We start from the raw sequence: 14,391 nt of genomic DNA, 5'->3' as shown, positions 1-14,391 counted from the left end.
AGTCTTCCGTTTGCTCCCTAAGCTGACAATCAAGGAGAACAGCATTGACGCCCCCCAAGGACACCGCGTTCGCCTATCAGGAGGTCTACCACTACCTCGTCGGATTGATCGAGGCCGCCAGTGGCATGGGTGAGCAAAAATTGCCGTCACTGCGACAACTGGCATTGCGCCTCGGCGTTTCAGTATCGACGACCAAATACGCCTACGCACTGCTCGAGGACGAAGGCAGAATCCACGCCAAAGCCAGGTTCGGCTATTTCACCCGGTCAATATCGTCGGCACCTGTGACGGCCAACTCTGGCAATCTTCTGGATCACGTCTTCGCCAGCGCCCGTCAGCCCGGCATGCTGGCCCTGAGCAGCGATGCGCCGGCGATGCTGCTGTCGCTGCAAGGCCCATTGTTGACGATGGAGCGCGAACTGACCCGCCAATACCCGCGCTCGCACGCGCCGCTCTATCAGCCCCTCGGCGAGCCGGAATTGCGCGCGGCCCTGGCTGAACGCTACACCCGTTCCACTCACAACCACTGGCAGGCCGAGCAGGTATATATCGGCGCGGACCTGCGCAGTGTGCTGGAGTTGTCGCTCAGTGCCTTGAATCTCGGTGGCACTGTGGCGCTGGTGGAATCGCCCTGCTCGTGGGCGATTCTGCGCCAGTTGCAGGCGGCCAATATCCGCGTTGTCGAAATGCCCTTCGGCGATGACGGCCGCTTCAACCTGCCTGCATTGAAGGCGTTACTCACGCGCGAACCGATACGCTTGGCGGTGCTCTCCTCCACGGTGAATATTCCTCAGGGCCAGTTGATGCCCGCGCAGGATAAACAGCAGATCTGTCGCTGGCTGGCCGAGCGGGCAATCTGGCTGTTCGAAAACGACACGTGGGGCGAGTTGAGTTTCTCCAAGTCAGCTACGCGTTATCGGGACTTTGCCGATCCGGACAAGCTGCTGGTGTTCTCGACATTCGACAAGATTATTGGCGGCGAAGCGCCGTACGGCTACGTGCTGTGTCGCCAGCATGCAGCGCAGTTTCATCGACTGTTTATGCAACGTGGATTTCGCCTCTCGCCGATGCGGCAGAAAGCGATTGCCAGACTCTACAACTCCAGGCGCATTGACCAGCACCTGACTATGCTGCGCGCTCTGTTGGTCAAGCGCATGCAACAGCTGCAGACCTTGCTGGAAGTGCACGGTAGCGACCACTGGCAGGTGCTCGCCCCGCAAGGCGGTGCGAGTTTCTGGCTCAAGGCTGTGCGGCCGATCAACATGCAACGGGTGTTCGAGCGCCTGCTGGCCGAGCGGATCGTCATCGCCCCCGGCGAAATCTTCAGCCAGCAAGGCGCCTGGAACCAGCACCTGCGCCTGAGCTACAGCCTCGATTGGGACAAGAACATTGGCCACGCGGTGCAACGACTGGCGCTGGCGATCACTGAAGAAAACCGCGTCTACAGTCCATAGCAATGCTGCGCTTCAGGAAACCGGCCGTGGCGCACATCGTCAGCAAACTGCGCACAAGCCTCGCTGATCAACGCACCGACATCGGCGTAGCGTTTGACGAAGCGCGGCAGATGTTCACCGCCCAGGCCGAGTACATCTTCGGTGACCAGCACCTGCCCGTCGCAGGCCGGTGAAGCGCCGATGCCGATGGTGGGCATTTTCGACTCCAGCGTAATCTGCCGCGCCACGCCCTCCGCCACACCTTCGAGCAACAGGCTGAAGGCGCCCGCGTCGAGATTGGCGCGGGCGTCTTCGGCAATCACCGCAGCGGTTTCAGCCGTCAGGCCCTGGGCCTTGAAACCGCCCATGACATTGACGAACTGCGGCATCAACCCGACATGGGCCATGACCGGAATCCCGCGCGCCACCAGAAACTCGACCGTCGGCGCCAAGGCCTTGTTGGTTTCCAGCTTCACCGCATCACAACCGGTGCGCGCCAACACCTGAGCGCAATTGCGAAAGGCCTGTTCATGGGATTCCTGATAACTGCCGAACGGCATGTCGGCCACCACACAGGCCAGGCGCGTGCTATCGGCCACCGCCCGCGTGTGACCGATGATTTCTTCGAGCTGCATGCTCAGTGTCGAGGGGCGGCCGTAACCGACCATGGCTGTGGAATCACCGACCAGAATGAAGTCGACGATGGGGTCGATCAGTTTGGCAATCGCGCTGGAATAGGCCGTGAGCGAGACGATTTTCTGTTGGCCTTTCATGGCCACCAATTGCGGTACAGTCAGGCGTTTGGTGCGGGTATGCAGGCTCATGGGCGACGCTCCGAGGCTGCCGTCCATGAACGATAAATGTCGCCAGATTGAATGCGTAACGCTTCCATACAGTGCCCAACTCCAAAAGATTCGAGCACTCGATTATTCGTTTAATGCCGAAACATTCAATGCACAGATTGGCCTGAAAAAGCGACCCAGGTGCACCCTGCTTCGTTGAAATGCAGCAGGATCCCGGATGCTTTATTTCGCCGTTTACCGCAGGATGCGAACTTATAAACACACCCAAGGAGCAATTTTCATCATGGAAGAAATCATCACCTACCGCACAGCCACTGCCGCCGATGCGCTGGCAATGAGCGAGCTGGGCCAATTGCTCAACTCGGTACACCACGCCGCCCGCCCCGATATCTACGCCGCCGCGACCGAAGATTTTGCCCGCGACTTGCCGCACTGGGCCGGGGTATTCGAAAAGCCTGGCCAGATCGTCTATATCGCCAGCGCCGCTGAGCGCCCCGTGGCGTTCATTACGGCCACCGTGTCCGCCAGTTCCGGCCCGCTGATGCAGCCGCAGAACGTGGTTCGCATCGGGTCAGTCTGTGTGGCCGAGCCGTTTTGGGGCAAAGGCATTGGCCGCACGCTGATTCAACGGGTGAAAGACTGGGCTATCGAGCAAAATGCTCAAGACTTGCGCCTGACGGTCTGGCCGTTCAACGAGCGTGCGGTGCGCATGTATGCCGAGTTTGGCTTCGAGACCCGCGCCCTGGAGATGGGCGTGCGTTTGTGAGGAGCGAACACGTCCGATCATGAATAACCGTGAACAGCTTCATCAGCAGGGTTTTGCCCTGCTCCGTCGCGCCATACCCGCCGAGTGGCTGGACGACCTGCGCCAGGCGTTTGATGCGGGTGTACTGCCGTCGGATCGCTGGCCCGTGCCCCGGGGTCAGGACTGGCGCCATTCGCTGCCGTGTCCGGAGCACCGCCCGCTGACGTCCATGATGAGACGCGATCCGTCCAGCTCACGGGCCGTGCGGGCGACATTCTGGTGTTCGATGTCGACCTGCTGCATGCCGGCAGCCGGAATCTTTCGGGCGCGCGCCGCCGCTCGATGCTGATCAATTGTTGGGCCGAGCCGCTGTACGTATCTCACCGGCAAACCGTGGCCCTGCGAAATATCCACATGGACCCTATCGAATGGTTCGATCCTGCCGACAACATCCTGGTGGACACCGAGAGGTTTTAATGGCGCGAGTCCATCACGTATAAAGCCACTTTCAATGACGATTCAAGAGGCTGCACCCATGAGCAACGCCTGGAACGAAGGTTATTTCACGGACGAAGGCTACACCTACAGCTATAGCCGGGAAATCAATCCGGTATTCCAGCGTTACTGCCTGTTGTTGCGCGGCTTTGCCGGTCTGGACAACCCCGACGGTTATCACTGCGAACTCGGTTTTGGTCAGGGTGTGTCAATCAATATTCACGCCACGGCCAACCCGGCCGGCTTCGTCGGTACGGACTTCCACCCCGGTCAGGCGGCCCATGCGATTGAACTCGCGGCGCTTGGCAATAACGGTGCGCGGCTGTACGACGACAGCTTCGAGCAACTGCTGGCGCGCCATGATTTGCCGCAATTCGACAGCATCAGCCTGCATGGCATCTGGACCTGGGTCAGCCGTGACAACCAGAAGCTGATTGTAGAATTCGCCCGACGCCACCTCAAACCGGGTGGTCATCTCTACGTCAGCTACAACGCATTCCCGGGCTGGTCGCCTGCTGCGCCGTTGCGCCAATTGTTCAGCCTGCACGACCGCTTTGCCAGTCACTCGACGCGAGCGGATCAGCGCATCGATGCCGCGTTGCAGTTTTCCGAAGCGCTGCTGGCGGCCAACCCCAAATACGCCATTGCCGCGCCGCACTTGGGGGCCAGGCTGCAAACCATCAAAGGCCAGGACCGTCAGTACGTCGCCCATGAATATTTCAATCGCGACTGGAACTGCATGTATTTCGCTGACATGGTTGATGCACTGGCCCCGGCCAAGCTCGATTACGTCACGACGGCGGTGCCGATGGATTCGGTTGACGCACTCAACCTGAGCGCCGAAGGCTTGGCCTTTCTCGACGGTATCGAACACCCGGTGATGCGCGAGCAGGCGCGTGACTACTTCGTCAACCAGGCTTTCCGTCGCGACCTGTACGTGCGCGGTGCCAACCGACTCAGCGCGACCGAGCGCCGCTCGCGCATGCTCAATACGCGATTTGTGTTGATGCAGCCGACAGAAAACGTAGCCTCCAGCGTCACCGGCCCCGCTGGCGCAGCGACGCTGCAAGCGGAAATTTACCGTCCGCTCCTCAATGCCCTCGCGGACCAGATGTATGAAGCCAAAACGATGCAGCAGTTGCTCGATGCGGTGTCGCCAATGGCCTACGACGATCTGGAACAGGCCATCGCCATCCTGGTCAGCATGGGCGCGGTAGCCCCTTGCCAGAGCGAAGCCGCCGAGGCGCGGGTGTACGAACGCTGCGCTGCGTTCAACCTGCAACTGTGCAAGCGCGCGCTGTTCAACGCCGACATTCAAGTGCTGAGCAGCCCGGTCACCGGGGGTGGCGTCACGGTCAGCCGCTTCCAGCAACTGTTCCTGATTGCAATCCGCCAGGGCAAACAGCACCCGGCAGAGTGGGCACAACTGGCGTGGAGCGTCATTGCCGAACAAAACGAAGTGCTGGTCAAGGACGGCAAAACGCTGACCACCGCCGAAGCCAACATCGCCGCACTGACCGAACAGGCCCAGGCTTTTGCCGAGCAATCACTGATCGTGCTGAGTGCTTTGAAAATCGTTTGATCGAGGTGGATGGCGCGCAGTGTTGCAGGCAAATCTGCTGTCACTCGCGCCATCTGCAGACCACTGCCAGCCATCAAAAAGCCCACGGTGGCGCGGGCGCGAACATCGCTTCGAGCCATTGCTTGAACGCGACGACCACCGCCGTCGGAAACCGCGCCGAGGGTCTGACCAGATACACACCTCCCGCGCTATCCAGTTGCCAGTCAGGCAGGACATGAATCAGCTTTCCGGCGGCGATATCGCGACTCATCAACCAATCGCCCGCGCCCAAGATGCCGGCATCCGCCCGGGCAGCGGCCAGCAGCGACTCGCTGTCGCTGGCCGTCAGGTTGCCTTTGACGCTAACGGTTTGCAGCTCATGGCCACGATGAAGGCGCCACAGCGGAAAAGACGCCAACCCGCTGAAGCGCAGACAGTTGTGTTGAAGCAAATCCTCAGGTGTTGCAGGCACGCCATGCATCTGGAGATAGGCTGGCGAGGCGCACAGAATCCGCCGGTGGTTGCTGAGCTTCGTCGCGATCAGCCGATTATCCTCCAGCTCGCCGATACGAATGGCGGCGTCAAACCCCTGCTCGATGATGTCGACCAACCCCTCGCTGTAGTCGGCAATAATCGAAACTTGCGGATGAGCTTTGAGAAACTCCGGCAACATCGGCCCCAGCCAGAGTCGGCCCATGGCGGCCGGCAATGCGAGACGCAACGTGCCGCGAAGTTCGCCGGCCCCCTGCGCCGCTTGCTGCTGGGCGTCGTTCATCAGTTCGACGGCCGAACGCAGACGCTGCTCCAATTGGGCGCCGGCCTCGGTAATGCGGACCTGACGGGTCGAGCGCTCGACAAGGCGAACGCCCAGACGCTTCTCCATCGCGGCAAGGCGCTTGGAGATAATCGTCGGATGGCGTTGCAGCAGCCGACCCGCCGCGACAAAGGAACCTTGCGAGGCGACGGCCAGGAATGCAGCGATCTCATCGCCGTGTTGATTGCTCAAGACATCAAGATTCATGGTTTCAGAATAATCGCCCCAGAAGATCGGCCCGTTTCCAGGTCGGCATGCGCCAGTGCGGCATCGGCCAATGGATAGCTCGCCCAGATATGTGGCTGGATGATACCGGCTGCGACACCGGCCAGAACATCCTGCGCACGCGCCTGATACTCAGCAGCCGTCGCAGTGTGCGCAGCCAGTGAGGGACGGGTCAAAAACAGCGAACCCTTGCTGTTGAGTGTCGCCAGTTCCACGGCTGCCGGCGCACCGGATGAGGCGCCGAACGACACCATCAAACCACGCGGGCGCAAGCTGTCCAGTGACGCCTGAAAAGACACCCGCCCGATCGGGTCATACACCACATCGACCTTCTGCCCATCGGTGAGTCGTGCGACGTCCGCTGCCAGGGTCTCGGCGTCGAACACCAGCACCTCGTTACAACCCGACGCCCGGGCCTTTTCGACACTGGCCTGTTTCGAAACGACACCGATCACCGTCGCGCCCAGATGCCTTGCCCATGACGCCATGATCGCCCCCAAACCGCCCGCCACCCCGTAAAGCAACAGGGTGGTGCCCGGCCCTACGGGATAGGTGGATTTCAATAAATACTGCGCGGTGATGCCCTTGAACATCACCGCCGCTGCCTCATCGCAAGACAAGGCATCAGGAATTCTGACCAGCCGCTCTGCCGGGAAAAGCCGCGCCGAGGCATAAGCCCCCAATGGCCCGGTGGCGTAAGCCACGCGATCACCCACAACGATGTTACTGACACCTGTGCCCACTGCGGCCACCCGCCCCGCGCCTTCCAGTCCCAAGCCGGAAGGCAACGCAACCGCGACCGCGCCTTTGCGTTGGGTCACATCAAGAAAGTTGACCCCTACCGCTTCTTGCTCAAGCCAAACCTCACCGTGCCCCGGCGCTTGCTTGTCGGTTGCCTGTATTTGCAGTACGTCGTGATTGCCAAACTGCTCAAACCGGATCACAGAAACCATCGTCATCTCTCCTTATCTGGAAGCTGCTTCAACGTCAGTTGATTCCAGTCTGATAACCGATGAGCGGACGAACAAGACCCTCCATTTGCAGATCATTGCTGCGTGCCTTGCAGCAATGCAGCCACACTTCAACCTTGGCCATCTGCGACATCAGCGGCGCGATAACGCTTAATCAAATGCCCCGTTCAGCACCTCATAAATCAGGCCGGTTGCCAGCGCGACGAGGATCAGGTCCGTGCCCGCCTGCTGCCATTCGTAGCCATCGTAATGCGGCAAATGACCGAGCAGACGTCCATCGAGCTTTTTCGCGATACCGGGCGGCAATGGCTTGCCGCGTGCAAGATTCTTTTGAATGCCCGGTGGCAGCGAGGGGCCCGGGCTCCAGTAGTCGCGATAGCCTCCGACAATTCCGAGCACATTGCCGCGATTGATGCTTGGTCCATCATTCCAGTCACCGCCAGCGTTGTTGCCCTTGTTGCCGTTACCTTTCTGGTTGCCGTGGCCCTGCACATTCTGCGAATTGCCCTTGCCATTGCCCTGGCCCTTTCCATTACCGGGGTCAGCCAATGCCATCGCCGAACTGAAAACCAAGGCCAGCGAAGAAATCGTTGCAATCCACGTACGTGACTTGATCATGCGGCGCGCCTTCATGGGGGGATGCTCCTGTGTCATCTTGACGTTACACATCAGCTTAGTTTATTCCAGCTGGCCGGTCGTCGATTACAGCCAAGCCCATCAACACGGCCTGACAGGAGCTATTTCATGGACTTGAAGTTCAGCCACATCGACGTACTGGTCAAAGACCTTGAACAAGCTTGTGCCTACTACGCGCAGATACTGCAAGCGCGGATCTCCACAACGCAGATCTGGAATCGCGGGGGCCTGCACGTGCGCTATGCCGTCGCATTGATCGGTCAGGAACGCTTCATGCTGGTCCAGCCGCTGGCGGGGAATCTCAAGGAGCTGTTGGATACAGTGGGTGAAGGCATGATTTACCGCCATTGCTACACGACCCCGGATATCGAGTTGGCTTACGACGAACTGCTCGCCAGCGGTGTTCAGCCGGAAGACGAAAACGGCCAACCACTGACTCGCGAAAACCTGCAATCGCCGTCCGGAACGCGCATCATCTGGCTGCCGAAACGCTTCGGACATTTCTCTATCGAGATTCTTGAAGAGCAGGCGCTGGGGGCGTTTATCGAGGCGGCGTTCGCTTCTGGATGAAACTCCGCCGGCCCTGATCGATACGTCTACGCTGTCTCCATCGCCCCCACGCCTGGAGACTTCGCCATAACCGCCCGCTACTGGCCGCCCTCGCCCTTTTGACCCTGAGTGTCCAGGCTTTTGCCGAGGTCGTCCCCTTCCCGCCGACCTTCCACACTCAGGACATCAAAGTCGAAGGTGCCACCATGCACGTGCGTGGAACGAGTTCGCCGGCAACCCGGCCAAAGTCGATGAAGGCACCCGCCAGCATTACGCCAAGCTCTACGCCCGTCCCGGCGCCATGCACGCGGCGTTCGCGCAGTTCCGCAGCATTCGTCAGGACGCCCTCGACAACGCTCCGGTCCTGCAGAAACACTTGAGCATGCCGGTGCTGGCCGTGGGCGGTGAAAAGTCCTTCGGCAACAACGAAGCGATCGTCATGCGTAATACTGCGGACAACGTCACCGAGGTGGTGATTCCGGCGGCAGGACATTGGTTGATGGAAGAAGCCCCCGCGCCGACCATCAAGGCTGTACGTGACTTTATCGCCATGTGAGGAATTGGCATTGCCTTGGCCCGAGGCTTACGTCAGGATTCGCCCCTTTTCGAGGGCAACGTGCATATCTTGTGGCTCGTCCATTGATGCGCACGTTTACGCCCTTCGCTAACCGATATTCAAACTTGCAGACCGGGTAGAACACATGAATCGCCAAAAGAAACTCAAGCAGTTGTTCAAGGAAAAGGCCAAAAAGGCCAGCGCTAAACTGGCGCCGAAAAAGCCTAAATACATCAGCAAGGCTGATCGGGCGAAATTGGAAGCTGAAGCCGCAGAGCCGGTCGAAACCAGCGAAAGCTGAAACCAGTTCTCAGCATCAAGGAGCACACTCGTGCGGCGAAGTCTTTGTATCTCGCACGTGCGACAACCGGTCCAAGATGCGCAGCTACAACGGCAACAGCCGATCCTGCACCACCCGTTTCATGAACAGCGTCGATTACAAGTCGTGCTTCGCGCGCGCCCTGTTGCGGCGCGTTAGCTCAGTCGCGCTTCTGGGGGCATCATTATCATCATTGCGCTGGTGCCGCTGGTCGAGCAGTGGCGTACCTGATCGGGCTTGTCTACAGGGGAACAGATCACCTGCCATTGGCAGATTGCCGAGATTGATGGCCAATCCTCGCAAAGAAGCGGGCATTGACTCCAAGCTCAGCCCGTTTTTTGATCCGTCCATTCAGACCATTCAACGGGGACGATCGTAGCGTTGTTGACATTGCCCTCGGCGGCGGTGAATTTGTAAAAAAACTTATGCTTGGGGGCGACCCCGTTACCTCCTACCCAGCCTAGCGGTTTCGTCGACGCATTTTCCAAAAGCATTTTTCGCCCGCTTACTTTGAGCTTTTCAAGCGCCGTCAACTTGCCGTTATCGACTAACTGTTTACTCAGGTCCGCTGCCGTTAACGCTTGATCATAGCCGGCAACGATGATGTTCTTATTGAAATAGCGTCCGTAAATATTGAGGAACCTGAATACAGGATTAAAAAAGTTTTGGCGCAATTCGATTTCTTGTAGATGGGCACTTAAGGTCAACTCACCGGTTTCATCTACGCCATTTTGTTTAAAGCGCGCAACGTTTATCTCTTGCGCTTTTTTGCCATTGCCTATTTTTTTCTTATCGCTCGTCCAGAAATTGGTGTTTTGCTTCACTTCCGCTGCTTTCTCAAATATTTTTGCGGCATTGCATGCATTAAAAACAATCTTGTCAAACACGGGGAAAATCCCATTTACCTCATTCCCTGGTTTTTTTGTACAAACAATAAGATTCTGGGCGAACAATTCTGGCTCGATGTTACACAACGACATAGAGGACGCATGACACGCGATGATTGCGCCATTTTGGTGAGACAGCCTGTACTGCTTCGCGGAGGCTGCCTGGTTTTCATTCACGCCGGTTAGATTTTCTTTTGCGAACGTGGTGAACGGGTTGATGTACTCATCACTCTCGGCTTCTTCATCGTTGCTCTCTGGCGCAGGACTCGATATCAATACCCAGCCGCCTCCGTCTTCTTTTTTAGCCGAAGTTTGAAGCGTGGCGATGGCTGTCTCAGCGTTGAATTCGTAAACGAATATATTCTCCGCATTGTTGTTGAGCATGTACTTGTACAGAAACCCTCGAGCACTGCCTTTTATTTGTGCATCCGCTTCGACACTTATAATAAAGAGGTTTTTAACTTTCACTGAACGCCTCCTGGCCATCAACCCAAGTCCGAATTTTGTGTGAAAAAGCAGTACCCCTTAGCAAGGTCACTTGAGCGTAGCAGGCTGCCATCCCTGCTGCCGGCTGACGTTCCGAACCCTCTAGGTTTACAGGATCATTGCAGGGCCGACATTGGCCGACATCATCCATTCAGCCATGAACGCTATCGACCCACAGGCCAACGCTAAATGCGCGCACATCCTTCAAAACAGCAGATCCACAACCAACTCCGACACCACTTCAGGGGATGCACCCACTTACCCTGCGAAATCCGCAGACCGTTGGCTCCTTGAATACCCATCGAATTGGATCTTTCCATCACCTGTTCCCGCCCTAAACTGGCCGCACTTCCCAATTCGGCCAGGAACGCAAACCATGCCTGCAGGCGACTTCGACTGCCAACCCGCTCTTTATGGAAGCACGCTGAAGCTCAGGGCGTTGATCGCCAGTGATTTTGAAACACTGTTTCTGGCGGCCAGTGACCCGCTCATCTGGACCGGCCACCCCGCCAGCGATCGCTACGAACGGCAAGTGTTTGAAGCGTACTTCGCCGCGCGGTTGGCCACCCGCAAAGCACTCGCCGTCATTGATATCGAAACTGCGCAGATCGTCGGAATGTCCAGCTACTACACCCCGCCTGATCAACCTGAGAGTATCGCCATCGGCTACACCTTTCTGGTGCGGGAGAAATGGGGTGGCGATGCCAATCGTGAGTTGAAGCGATTGATGCTGGAACATGCCTTCAAGGTCTACGACACCGTCTATTTCCACATCGGCCCCGCCAACCTTCGTTCGCAAAAAGCGCTGTTGAAAATCGGCGCCGGGCACTTATATGACGCCGAATTGAACCTTTCCGGGGCACCTGCCCTGTGCAAGTGCTACGGGTTATCCAGGGCACAGTGGCTGGCGAACCCGAAGGCGCAGCAACATTGCGTGCACGTGCCCTGATCCCAAAGGGATTGCCAGTAACACCAGCGAGATCGAAAGCCAGTCAAAGAGGCTGGGATACTGACCGAAGATCGCCATCGAGCTGAAGATTCCAAACACAGGGATCAACAGCGACAACGGTGCCACTCGCGACATCGGGTATTCGCGCAACAGCAGGTTCCATCCCCAGTAACTGAAGTGCGTCGCGGCATAGACCTGAAACGCGAGCGAAAACAGCGTCATCGCATTGAGCTGCGACGCCAGTGCAGTGAACGGTGCGGTGCCATGCAGCAGCCATGTCAGCAGCATGAGCGGGATGGGGGGAAACAAACTCGCCCATACCACAAACGCGAAAATCTCACGCACCTTCGAGACCTTGATCACGACGTTGCCAATGCTCCACGCCAGGGCGCTGCCAATGACCAGTGCCAAACCTGCTGTCGATGCGTCGCCGGGGCGACTCAGTACGATGCCCATCAGGCCGGCAGCGGCCAACAACGTGCCAAGGCATTGCAACCGCCCCAGACGTTCGCCGAAAAAAACCACGCCCCAGCCCAAGGTGAAAAATGCACTGAACTGGATCAGCAACGATGCCGTTCCGGGAGGCACGCCCCAGGCGATACCGAGGTTGATCAACGCCCACATCGCCACGCCGAAGATCAAGCCGTAGGCGGCCAGCCAGCGGAACGCCACGCGTGGACGCTCGACGAAAAACACCCAGGGCAATGCGGCCAGCGTGAAACGCAGCGCGGTCAGCAATAACGGATCGATAGCGGCAAGGCCGAGTTTGGTCACGGGGAAGTTCAATCCCCAAACCGCCGTCACCAGAACGGCGAGTAGCAGATGTTTCTTTTGCATGGTCAATCTTTCCCGGTGCCGAGCGGAAGTACTCGGGCGCAGAGAAATATGCCGGCAATAGGCCTGGCCTGCTTTCAGTCACAGGCCAACTTTCATTAGAATCGGGCCATGCGAGAAATGAGCCGCCATCCTTACCAGAACACCCCACGCGATGCCGTCGTCACCGCCGTTGATTACGCGGACGGGACGCTGTTCCCGCTGCACGATCATCAGCGCGGCCAGTTCGCCTATGCCGCCAGCGGCGTCATCACCGTGTTCACCGACGACGGCAACTGGGTCGTACCGCCGCAGCGCGGCATCTGGGTTCCCGCACGACTGCGCCACGCCATGCAAATGCGTGGGCCTGTCACACTGCACAACACCTATATCCGCCAGCAAGCGGCGCAGCGCCTCGGACTATCGGAGCAATGCCAGGTGCTGGACGTGTCGCCGTTGCTGCGTCATCTGCTGTTGAAAGCTATCGATGTGCCCGCGCGCTATTCCACCCAAGGCCATGACGGCCATTTGATGGGCTTGCTGCTGCATGAAATCGCCAGCATGCCCGCGCTCTCGCTCAATGCGCCGTTGCCGGCGGAGCCACGGCTGGCGACGGTGTGTCGCGCGTTTCTGGAGCAACCTTCGCTGGAAATCGGAATCGACGAAATGGCGCAACGTGCGGGCATGAGCCGACGCACCTTTACCCGCCATTTTCGCCTGCACACCGGGGTCAGCTATATCGAATGGCGGCAACAAGCCTGTCTGCTGGCAGCGATTGTCATGCTGGGCAAAGGTCAGTCGGTCACACAAGTCGCGATGGACTTGGGATACAGCAGCTCCAGTGCGTTTGCGACGGTGTTCAAGCAAGTGTTGGGGGAAGTGCCGAGTCGCTACTTTTAGAGGCGTCCGTTTTACACGTCAGCCACGCGCCCCAGAACAAACTGCTGAAGAACCGCGTCGCTTCGCCAAATCCCGCCTCATGCAACAGCGCCTGAACCGCCGCCTCGGAATGCGGCGGATCGGCGCCTTGCAAAATCTTGCCCAGTTTGGCCTTGACCTCCTCCGCGCTCGCACCCTGCTGGCGCCAGCGCTGCCCCCACGCTTCCAGCAATAACGGCTGACTGGCATAGGCGTAATGGTTGCCCGCGACAATCAGCGGCGCACCCGGTTTGAGACGCGCCTGAATCGATTGCAGGATCTGGCGTTTGAGGTCATCACCGTTCAGATGATGGAGCACGCCGATCAACGTCGCCGCGTCGAATTGCGCATCGGCCGGCAAGTCCTCGACATGCCCGAGATGAACCTGCGTCCGATGCAGCAAGTCGTTGGCCTCCAAATGCTGCACGGCGGCTTCAAGCATCGGCGCGGAAGGATCGACCGCGATGAAGCGCCACTGCGGTTCCAGCGCCGCCATCGCAATGATTTCCTGTGCCGTACCGCCCGCGCCGACCACCAGTATGTTGGCCGGGCGCGAACCGAGACTGGCGGCCAACATGCAGGCCGCCAGATCGTGACAGGCGTCGTAGCCGGCCAGGGCGATGCGGCTTTGTCGGGCATATTCGCTGGCGCGGGAGGTGTCGAATTTTTCTGCTGATGTTGGGTGCACGACGAGACTCCTTTCTGTTTCAGAAGAAACTACGCCGAGAAATCACATAAGAAAAATTCATTAATTTTATGCCCCGCATTCCTCTCTGGAATGCGACATCAACGCTGATCATTAACCGCATCAATAACAACCATTGATTCAATGAAGTTCTCTTATCAGGTTCGCGGCGTAAGATCGGCTCCAGACCTCACCACTACCCCACGGAGCACACACTCATGAAACGCCAAGCCCTTCTCAGCATCGCTTTCTCGCTCTTTGCCCTGAATGCTTTTGCCGCTGAACCTGCCACCCAGACTGATCCACTGTTCAGCGACGCAGTAGCCGCCGCGACCCAGACTGATCCGCTGTTCAGCGATGCAGTGGCCGACGCTACTCAGACTGACCCGCTGTTCAGCGACGCGGTAGCCGCCGCCACCGAAACCGACCCGCTGTTCAGCGACGCAGTAGCCGAAGGCGGTTCAGACCGTTTGCTCGAACGCCGCGCCGTCTGAATGCAGCGTTTCAGCGCAGTCACCGAAGAAAGGCCCGACCTCACCCGTCGGG

The 14,391-nt window shown here is 58.5% G+C and carries 15 protein-coding genes and 2 pseudogenes; 10 read left to right on the top strand and 7 right to left on the bottom strand.

Features of this window, described 5'->3' with window-relative positions:
• The first annotated feature begins 44 nt into the window (after window positions 1–44).
• Window positions 45–1,454 (top strand): PLP-dependent aminotransferase family protein, encoded by a 1,410-nt coding sequence (locus ACM6IN_RS10885; RefSeq protein ID WP_414915983.1) that lies wholly within the window; start codon window positions 45–47, stop codon window positions 1,452–1,454.
• Here the strand turns inward: ACM6IN_RS10885 and panB are convergent.
• Window positions 1,442–2,257, bottom strand: coding sequence for a 3-methyl-2-oxobutanoate hydroxymethyltransferase (gene panB, locus ACM6IN_RS10880; RefSeq protein ID WP_414915982.1), 816 nt, complete (start codon window positions 2,255–2,257; stop codon window positions 1,442–1,444). The genes ACM6IN_RS10885 and panB overlap by 13 nt on opposite strands.
• A gap of 262 nt (window positions 2,258–2,519) precedes the next feature.
• On the opposite strand from panB, the gene ACM6IN_RS10875 reads away from it, so the two are divergent.
• From ACM6IN_RS10875 to ACM6IN_RS10865, 3 genes and pseudogenes are all read left to right on the top strand, one after another.
• The gene (locus ACM6IN_RS10875) at window positions 2,520–3,002 is read left to right on the top strand and encodes a GNAT family N-acetyltransferase (protein WP_176472280.1); all 483 of its coding nucleotides are present in this window, start codon (window positions 2,520–2,522) and stop codon (window positions 3,000–3,002) included.
• A gap of 19 nt (window positions 3,003–3,021) precedes the next feature.
• Window positions 3,022–3,458, top strand: a pseudogene (locus ACM6IN_RS10870) (phytanoyl-CoA dioxygenase family protein).
• A 58-nt stretch (window positions 3,459–3,516) separates the two neighbouring features.
• Window positions 3,517–5,058 carry a class I SAM-dependent methyltransferase gene (locus ACM6IN_RS10865; protein ID WP_007916114.1) on the top strand — a complete coding sequence of 514 codons (1,542 nt, stop codon included), beginning with the start codon at window positions 3,517–3,519 and terminating at the stop codon, window positions 5,056–5,058.
• A 73-nt stretch (window positions 5,059–5,131) separates the two neighbouring features.
• On the opposite strand, the gene ACM6IN_RS10860 is transcribed toward ACM6IN_RS10865, so the two are convergent.
• The 3 genes from ACM6IN_RS10860 to ACM6IN_RS10850 form a co-directional block, all read right to left on the bottom strand.
• The gene (locus ACM6IN_RS10860) at window positions 5,132–6,058 is read right to left on the bottom strand and encodes a LysR family transcriptional regulator (protein ID WP_007916112.1); all 927 of its coding nucleotides are present in this window, start codon (window positions 6,056–6,058) and stop codon (window positions 5,132–5,134) included.
• Window positions 6,055–7,029 (bottom strand): quinone oxidoreductase family protein, encoded by a 975-nt coding sequence (locus ACM6IN_RS10855; protein WP_414915981.1) that lies wholly within the window; start codon window positions 7,027–7,029, stop codon window positions 6,055–6,057. Before ACM6IN_RS10855 ends, ACM6IN_RS10860 begins: the two co-directional genes overlap by 4 nt.
• Window positions 7,030–7,197: 168 nt before the next feature.
• The gene (locus tag ACM6IN_RS10850; protein WP_414916089.1) at window positions 7,198–7,665 is read right to left on the bottom strand and encodes an anti-virulence regulator CigR family protein; all 468 of its coding nucleotides are present in this window, start codon (window positions 7,663–7,665) and stop codon (window positions 7,198–7,200) included.
• Between the two features lie 126 nt (window positions 7,666–7,791).
• Here ACM6IN_RS10850 and ACM6IN_RS10845 point away from each other — a divergent pair, with 126 nt between their 5' ends.
• The 3 genes and pseudogenes from ACM6IN_RS10845 (at window position 7,792) to ACM6IN_RS10835 (ending at window position 9,089) form a co-directional block, all read left to right on the top strand.
• Window positions 7,792–8,253: a VOC family protein gene (locus ACM6IN_RS10845; RefSeq protein WP_007916108.1), complete on the top strand. Its 462-nt coding sequence runs from the start codon at window positions 7,792–7,794 to the stop codon at window positions 8,251–8,253.
• A gap of 190 nt (window positions 8,254–8,443) precedes the next feature.
• A pseudogene (locus ACM6IN_RS10840) lies at window positions 8,444–8,788 on the top strand (alpha/beta fold hydrolase); the annotation flags it as partial.
• Between the two features lie 145 nt (window positions 8,789–8,933).
• The gene (locus ACM6IN_RS10835) at window positions 8,934–9,089 is read left to right on the top strand and encodes a DUF2986 domain-containing protein (RefSeq protein WP_077572520.1); all 156 of its coding nucleotides are present in this window, start codon (window positions 8,934–8,936) and stop codon (window positions 9,087–9,089) included.
• A gap of 344 nt (window positions 9,090–9,433) precedes the next feature.
• Here ACM6IN_RS10835 and ACM6IN_RS10830 read toward each other — a convergent pair whose 3' ends face one another.
• Window positions 9,434–10,462 carry a hypothetical protein gene (locus tag ACM6IN_RS10830; RefSeq protein WP_414915980.1) on the bottom strand — a complete coding sequence of 343 codons (1,029 nt, stop codon included), beginning with the start codon at window positions 10,460–10,462 and terminating at the stop codon, window positions 9,434–9,436.
• 394 nt (window positions 10,463–10,856) lie between these two features.
• Between ACM6IN_RS10830 and ACM6IN_RS10825 the strand changes: the two genes are divergently transcribed.
• Window positions 10,857–11,429, top strand: coding sequence for a GNAT family N-acetyltransferase (locus ACM6IN_RS10825; protein WP_414915979.1), 573 nt, complete (start codon window positions 10,857–10,859; stop codon window positions 11,427–11,429).
• On the opposite strand, the gene ACM6IN_RS10820 is transcribed toward ACM6IN_RS10825, so the two are convergent.
• Complete coding sequence (locus tag ACM6IN_RS10820; RefSeq protein ID WP_414893633.1) at window positions 11,367–12,266, bottom strand: EamA family transporter; 900 nt, start codon at window positions 12,264–12,266, stop codon at window positions 11,367–11,369. The two genes, ACM6IN_RS10825 and ACM6IN_RS10820, sit on opposite strands and share 63 nt — an antisense overlap.
• 108 nt (window positions 12,267–12,374) lie before the next feature.
• On the opposite strand from ACM6IN_RS10820, the gene ACM6IN_RS10815 reads away from it, so the two are divergent.
• The gene (locus ACM6IN_RS10815) at window positions 12,375–13,142 is read left to right on the top strand and encodes an AraC family transcriptional regulator (RefSeq protein ID WP_414915978.1); all 768 of its coding nucleotides are present in this window, start codon (window positions 12,375–12,377) and stop codon (window positions 13,140–13,142) included.
• Here the strand turns inward: ACM6IN_RS10815 and ACM6IN_RS10810 are convergent.
• The gene (locus ACM6IN_RS10810; protein ID WP_414915977.1) at window positions 13,102–13,848 is read right to left on the bottom strand and encodes a class I SAM-dependent methyltransferase; all 747 of its coding nucleotides are present in this window, start codon (window positions 13,846–13,848) and stop codon (window positions 13,102–13,104) included. The genes ACM6IN_RS10815 and ACM6IN_RS10810 overlap by 41 nt on opposite strands.
• A gap of 215 nt (window positions 13,849–14,063) precedes the next feature.
• Between ACM6IN_RS10810 and ACM6IN_RS10805 the strand changes: the two genes are divergently transcribed.
• Window positions 14,064–14,339 carry a hypothetical protein gene (locus ACM6IN_RS10805; protein ID WP_414915976.1) on the top strand — a complete coding sequence of 92 codons (276 nt, stop codon included), beginning with the start codon at window positions 14,064–14,066 and terminating at the stop codon, window positions 14,337–14,339.
• The last annotated feature ends 52 nt before the right edge of the window (window positions 14,340–14,391 follow it).

The organism is Pseudomonas sp. IT-P395 (genome assembly GCF_949767675.1).
In the GTDB taxonomy this organism is placed as follows: Bacteria; Pseudomonadota; Gammaproteobacteria; order Pseudomonadales; family Pseudomonadaceae; genus Aquipseudomonas.
Note: the sequence above shows the minus strand (reverse complement) of the source record. Positions and strands in the feature narration are given on the sequence as shown.

Bases quoted from the DNA above. Each gene is read 5' to 3' on its own strand.
- ACM6IN_RS10855 (WP_414915981.1), bottom strand. From the start codon at position 7,029: ATGGTTTCTGTGATCCGGTTTGAGCAGTTTGGCAATCACGACGTACTG.
- ACM6IN_RS10805 (WP_414915976.1), top strand. From the start codon at position 14,064: ATGAAACGCCAAGCCCTTCTCAGCATCGCTTTCTCGCTCTTTGCCCTG.
- ACM6IN_RS10865 (WP_007916114.1), top strand. From the start codon at position 3,517: ATGAGCAACGCCTGGAACGAAGGTTATTTCACGGACGAAGGCTACACC.
- ACM6IN_RS10845 (WP_007916108.1), top strand. From the start codon at position 7,792: ATGGACTTGAAGTTCAGCCACATCGACGTACTGGTCAAAGACCTTGAA.
- ACM6IN_RS10820 (WP_414893633.1), bottom strand. From the start codon at position 12,266: ATGCAAAAGAAACATCTGCTACTCGCCGTTCTGGTGACGGCGGTTTGG.
- ACM6IN_RS10825 (WP_414915979.1), top strand. From the start codon at position 10,857: ATGCCTGCAGGCGACTTCGACTGCCAACCCGCTCTTTATGGAAGCACG.
- ACM6IN_RS10850 (WP_414916089.1), bottom strand. From the start codon at position 7,665: ATGATCAAGTCACGTACGTGGATTGCAACGATTTCTTCGCTGGCCTTG.
- ACM6IN_RS10835 (WP_077572520.1), top strand. From the start codon at position 8,934: ATGAATCGCCAAAAGAAACTCAAGCAGTTGTTCAAGGAAAAGGCCAAA.
- ACM6IN_RS10815 (WP_414915978.1), top strand. From the start codon at position 12,375: ATGCGAGAAATGAGCCGCCATCCTTACCAGAACACCCCACGCGATGCC.
- ACM6IN_RS10875 (WP_176472280.1), top strand. From the start codon at position 2,520: ATGGAAGAAATCATCACCTACCGCACAGCCACTGCCGCCGATGCGCTG.
- panB (WP_414915982.1), bottom strand. From the start codon at position 2,257: ATGAGCCTGCATACCCGCACCAAACGCCTGACTGTACCGCAATTGGTG.
- ACM6IN_RS10860 (WP_007916112.1), bottom strand. From the start codon at position 6,058: ATGAATCTTGATGTCTTGAGCAATCAACACGGCGATGAGATCGCTGCA.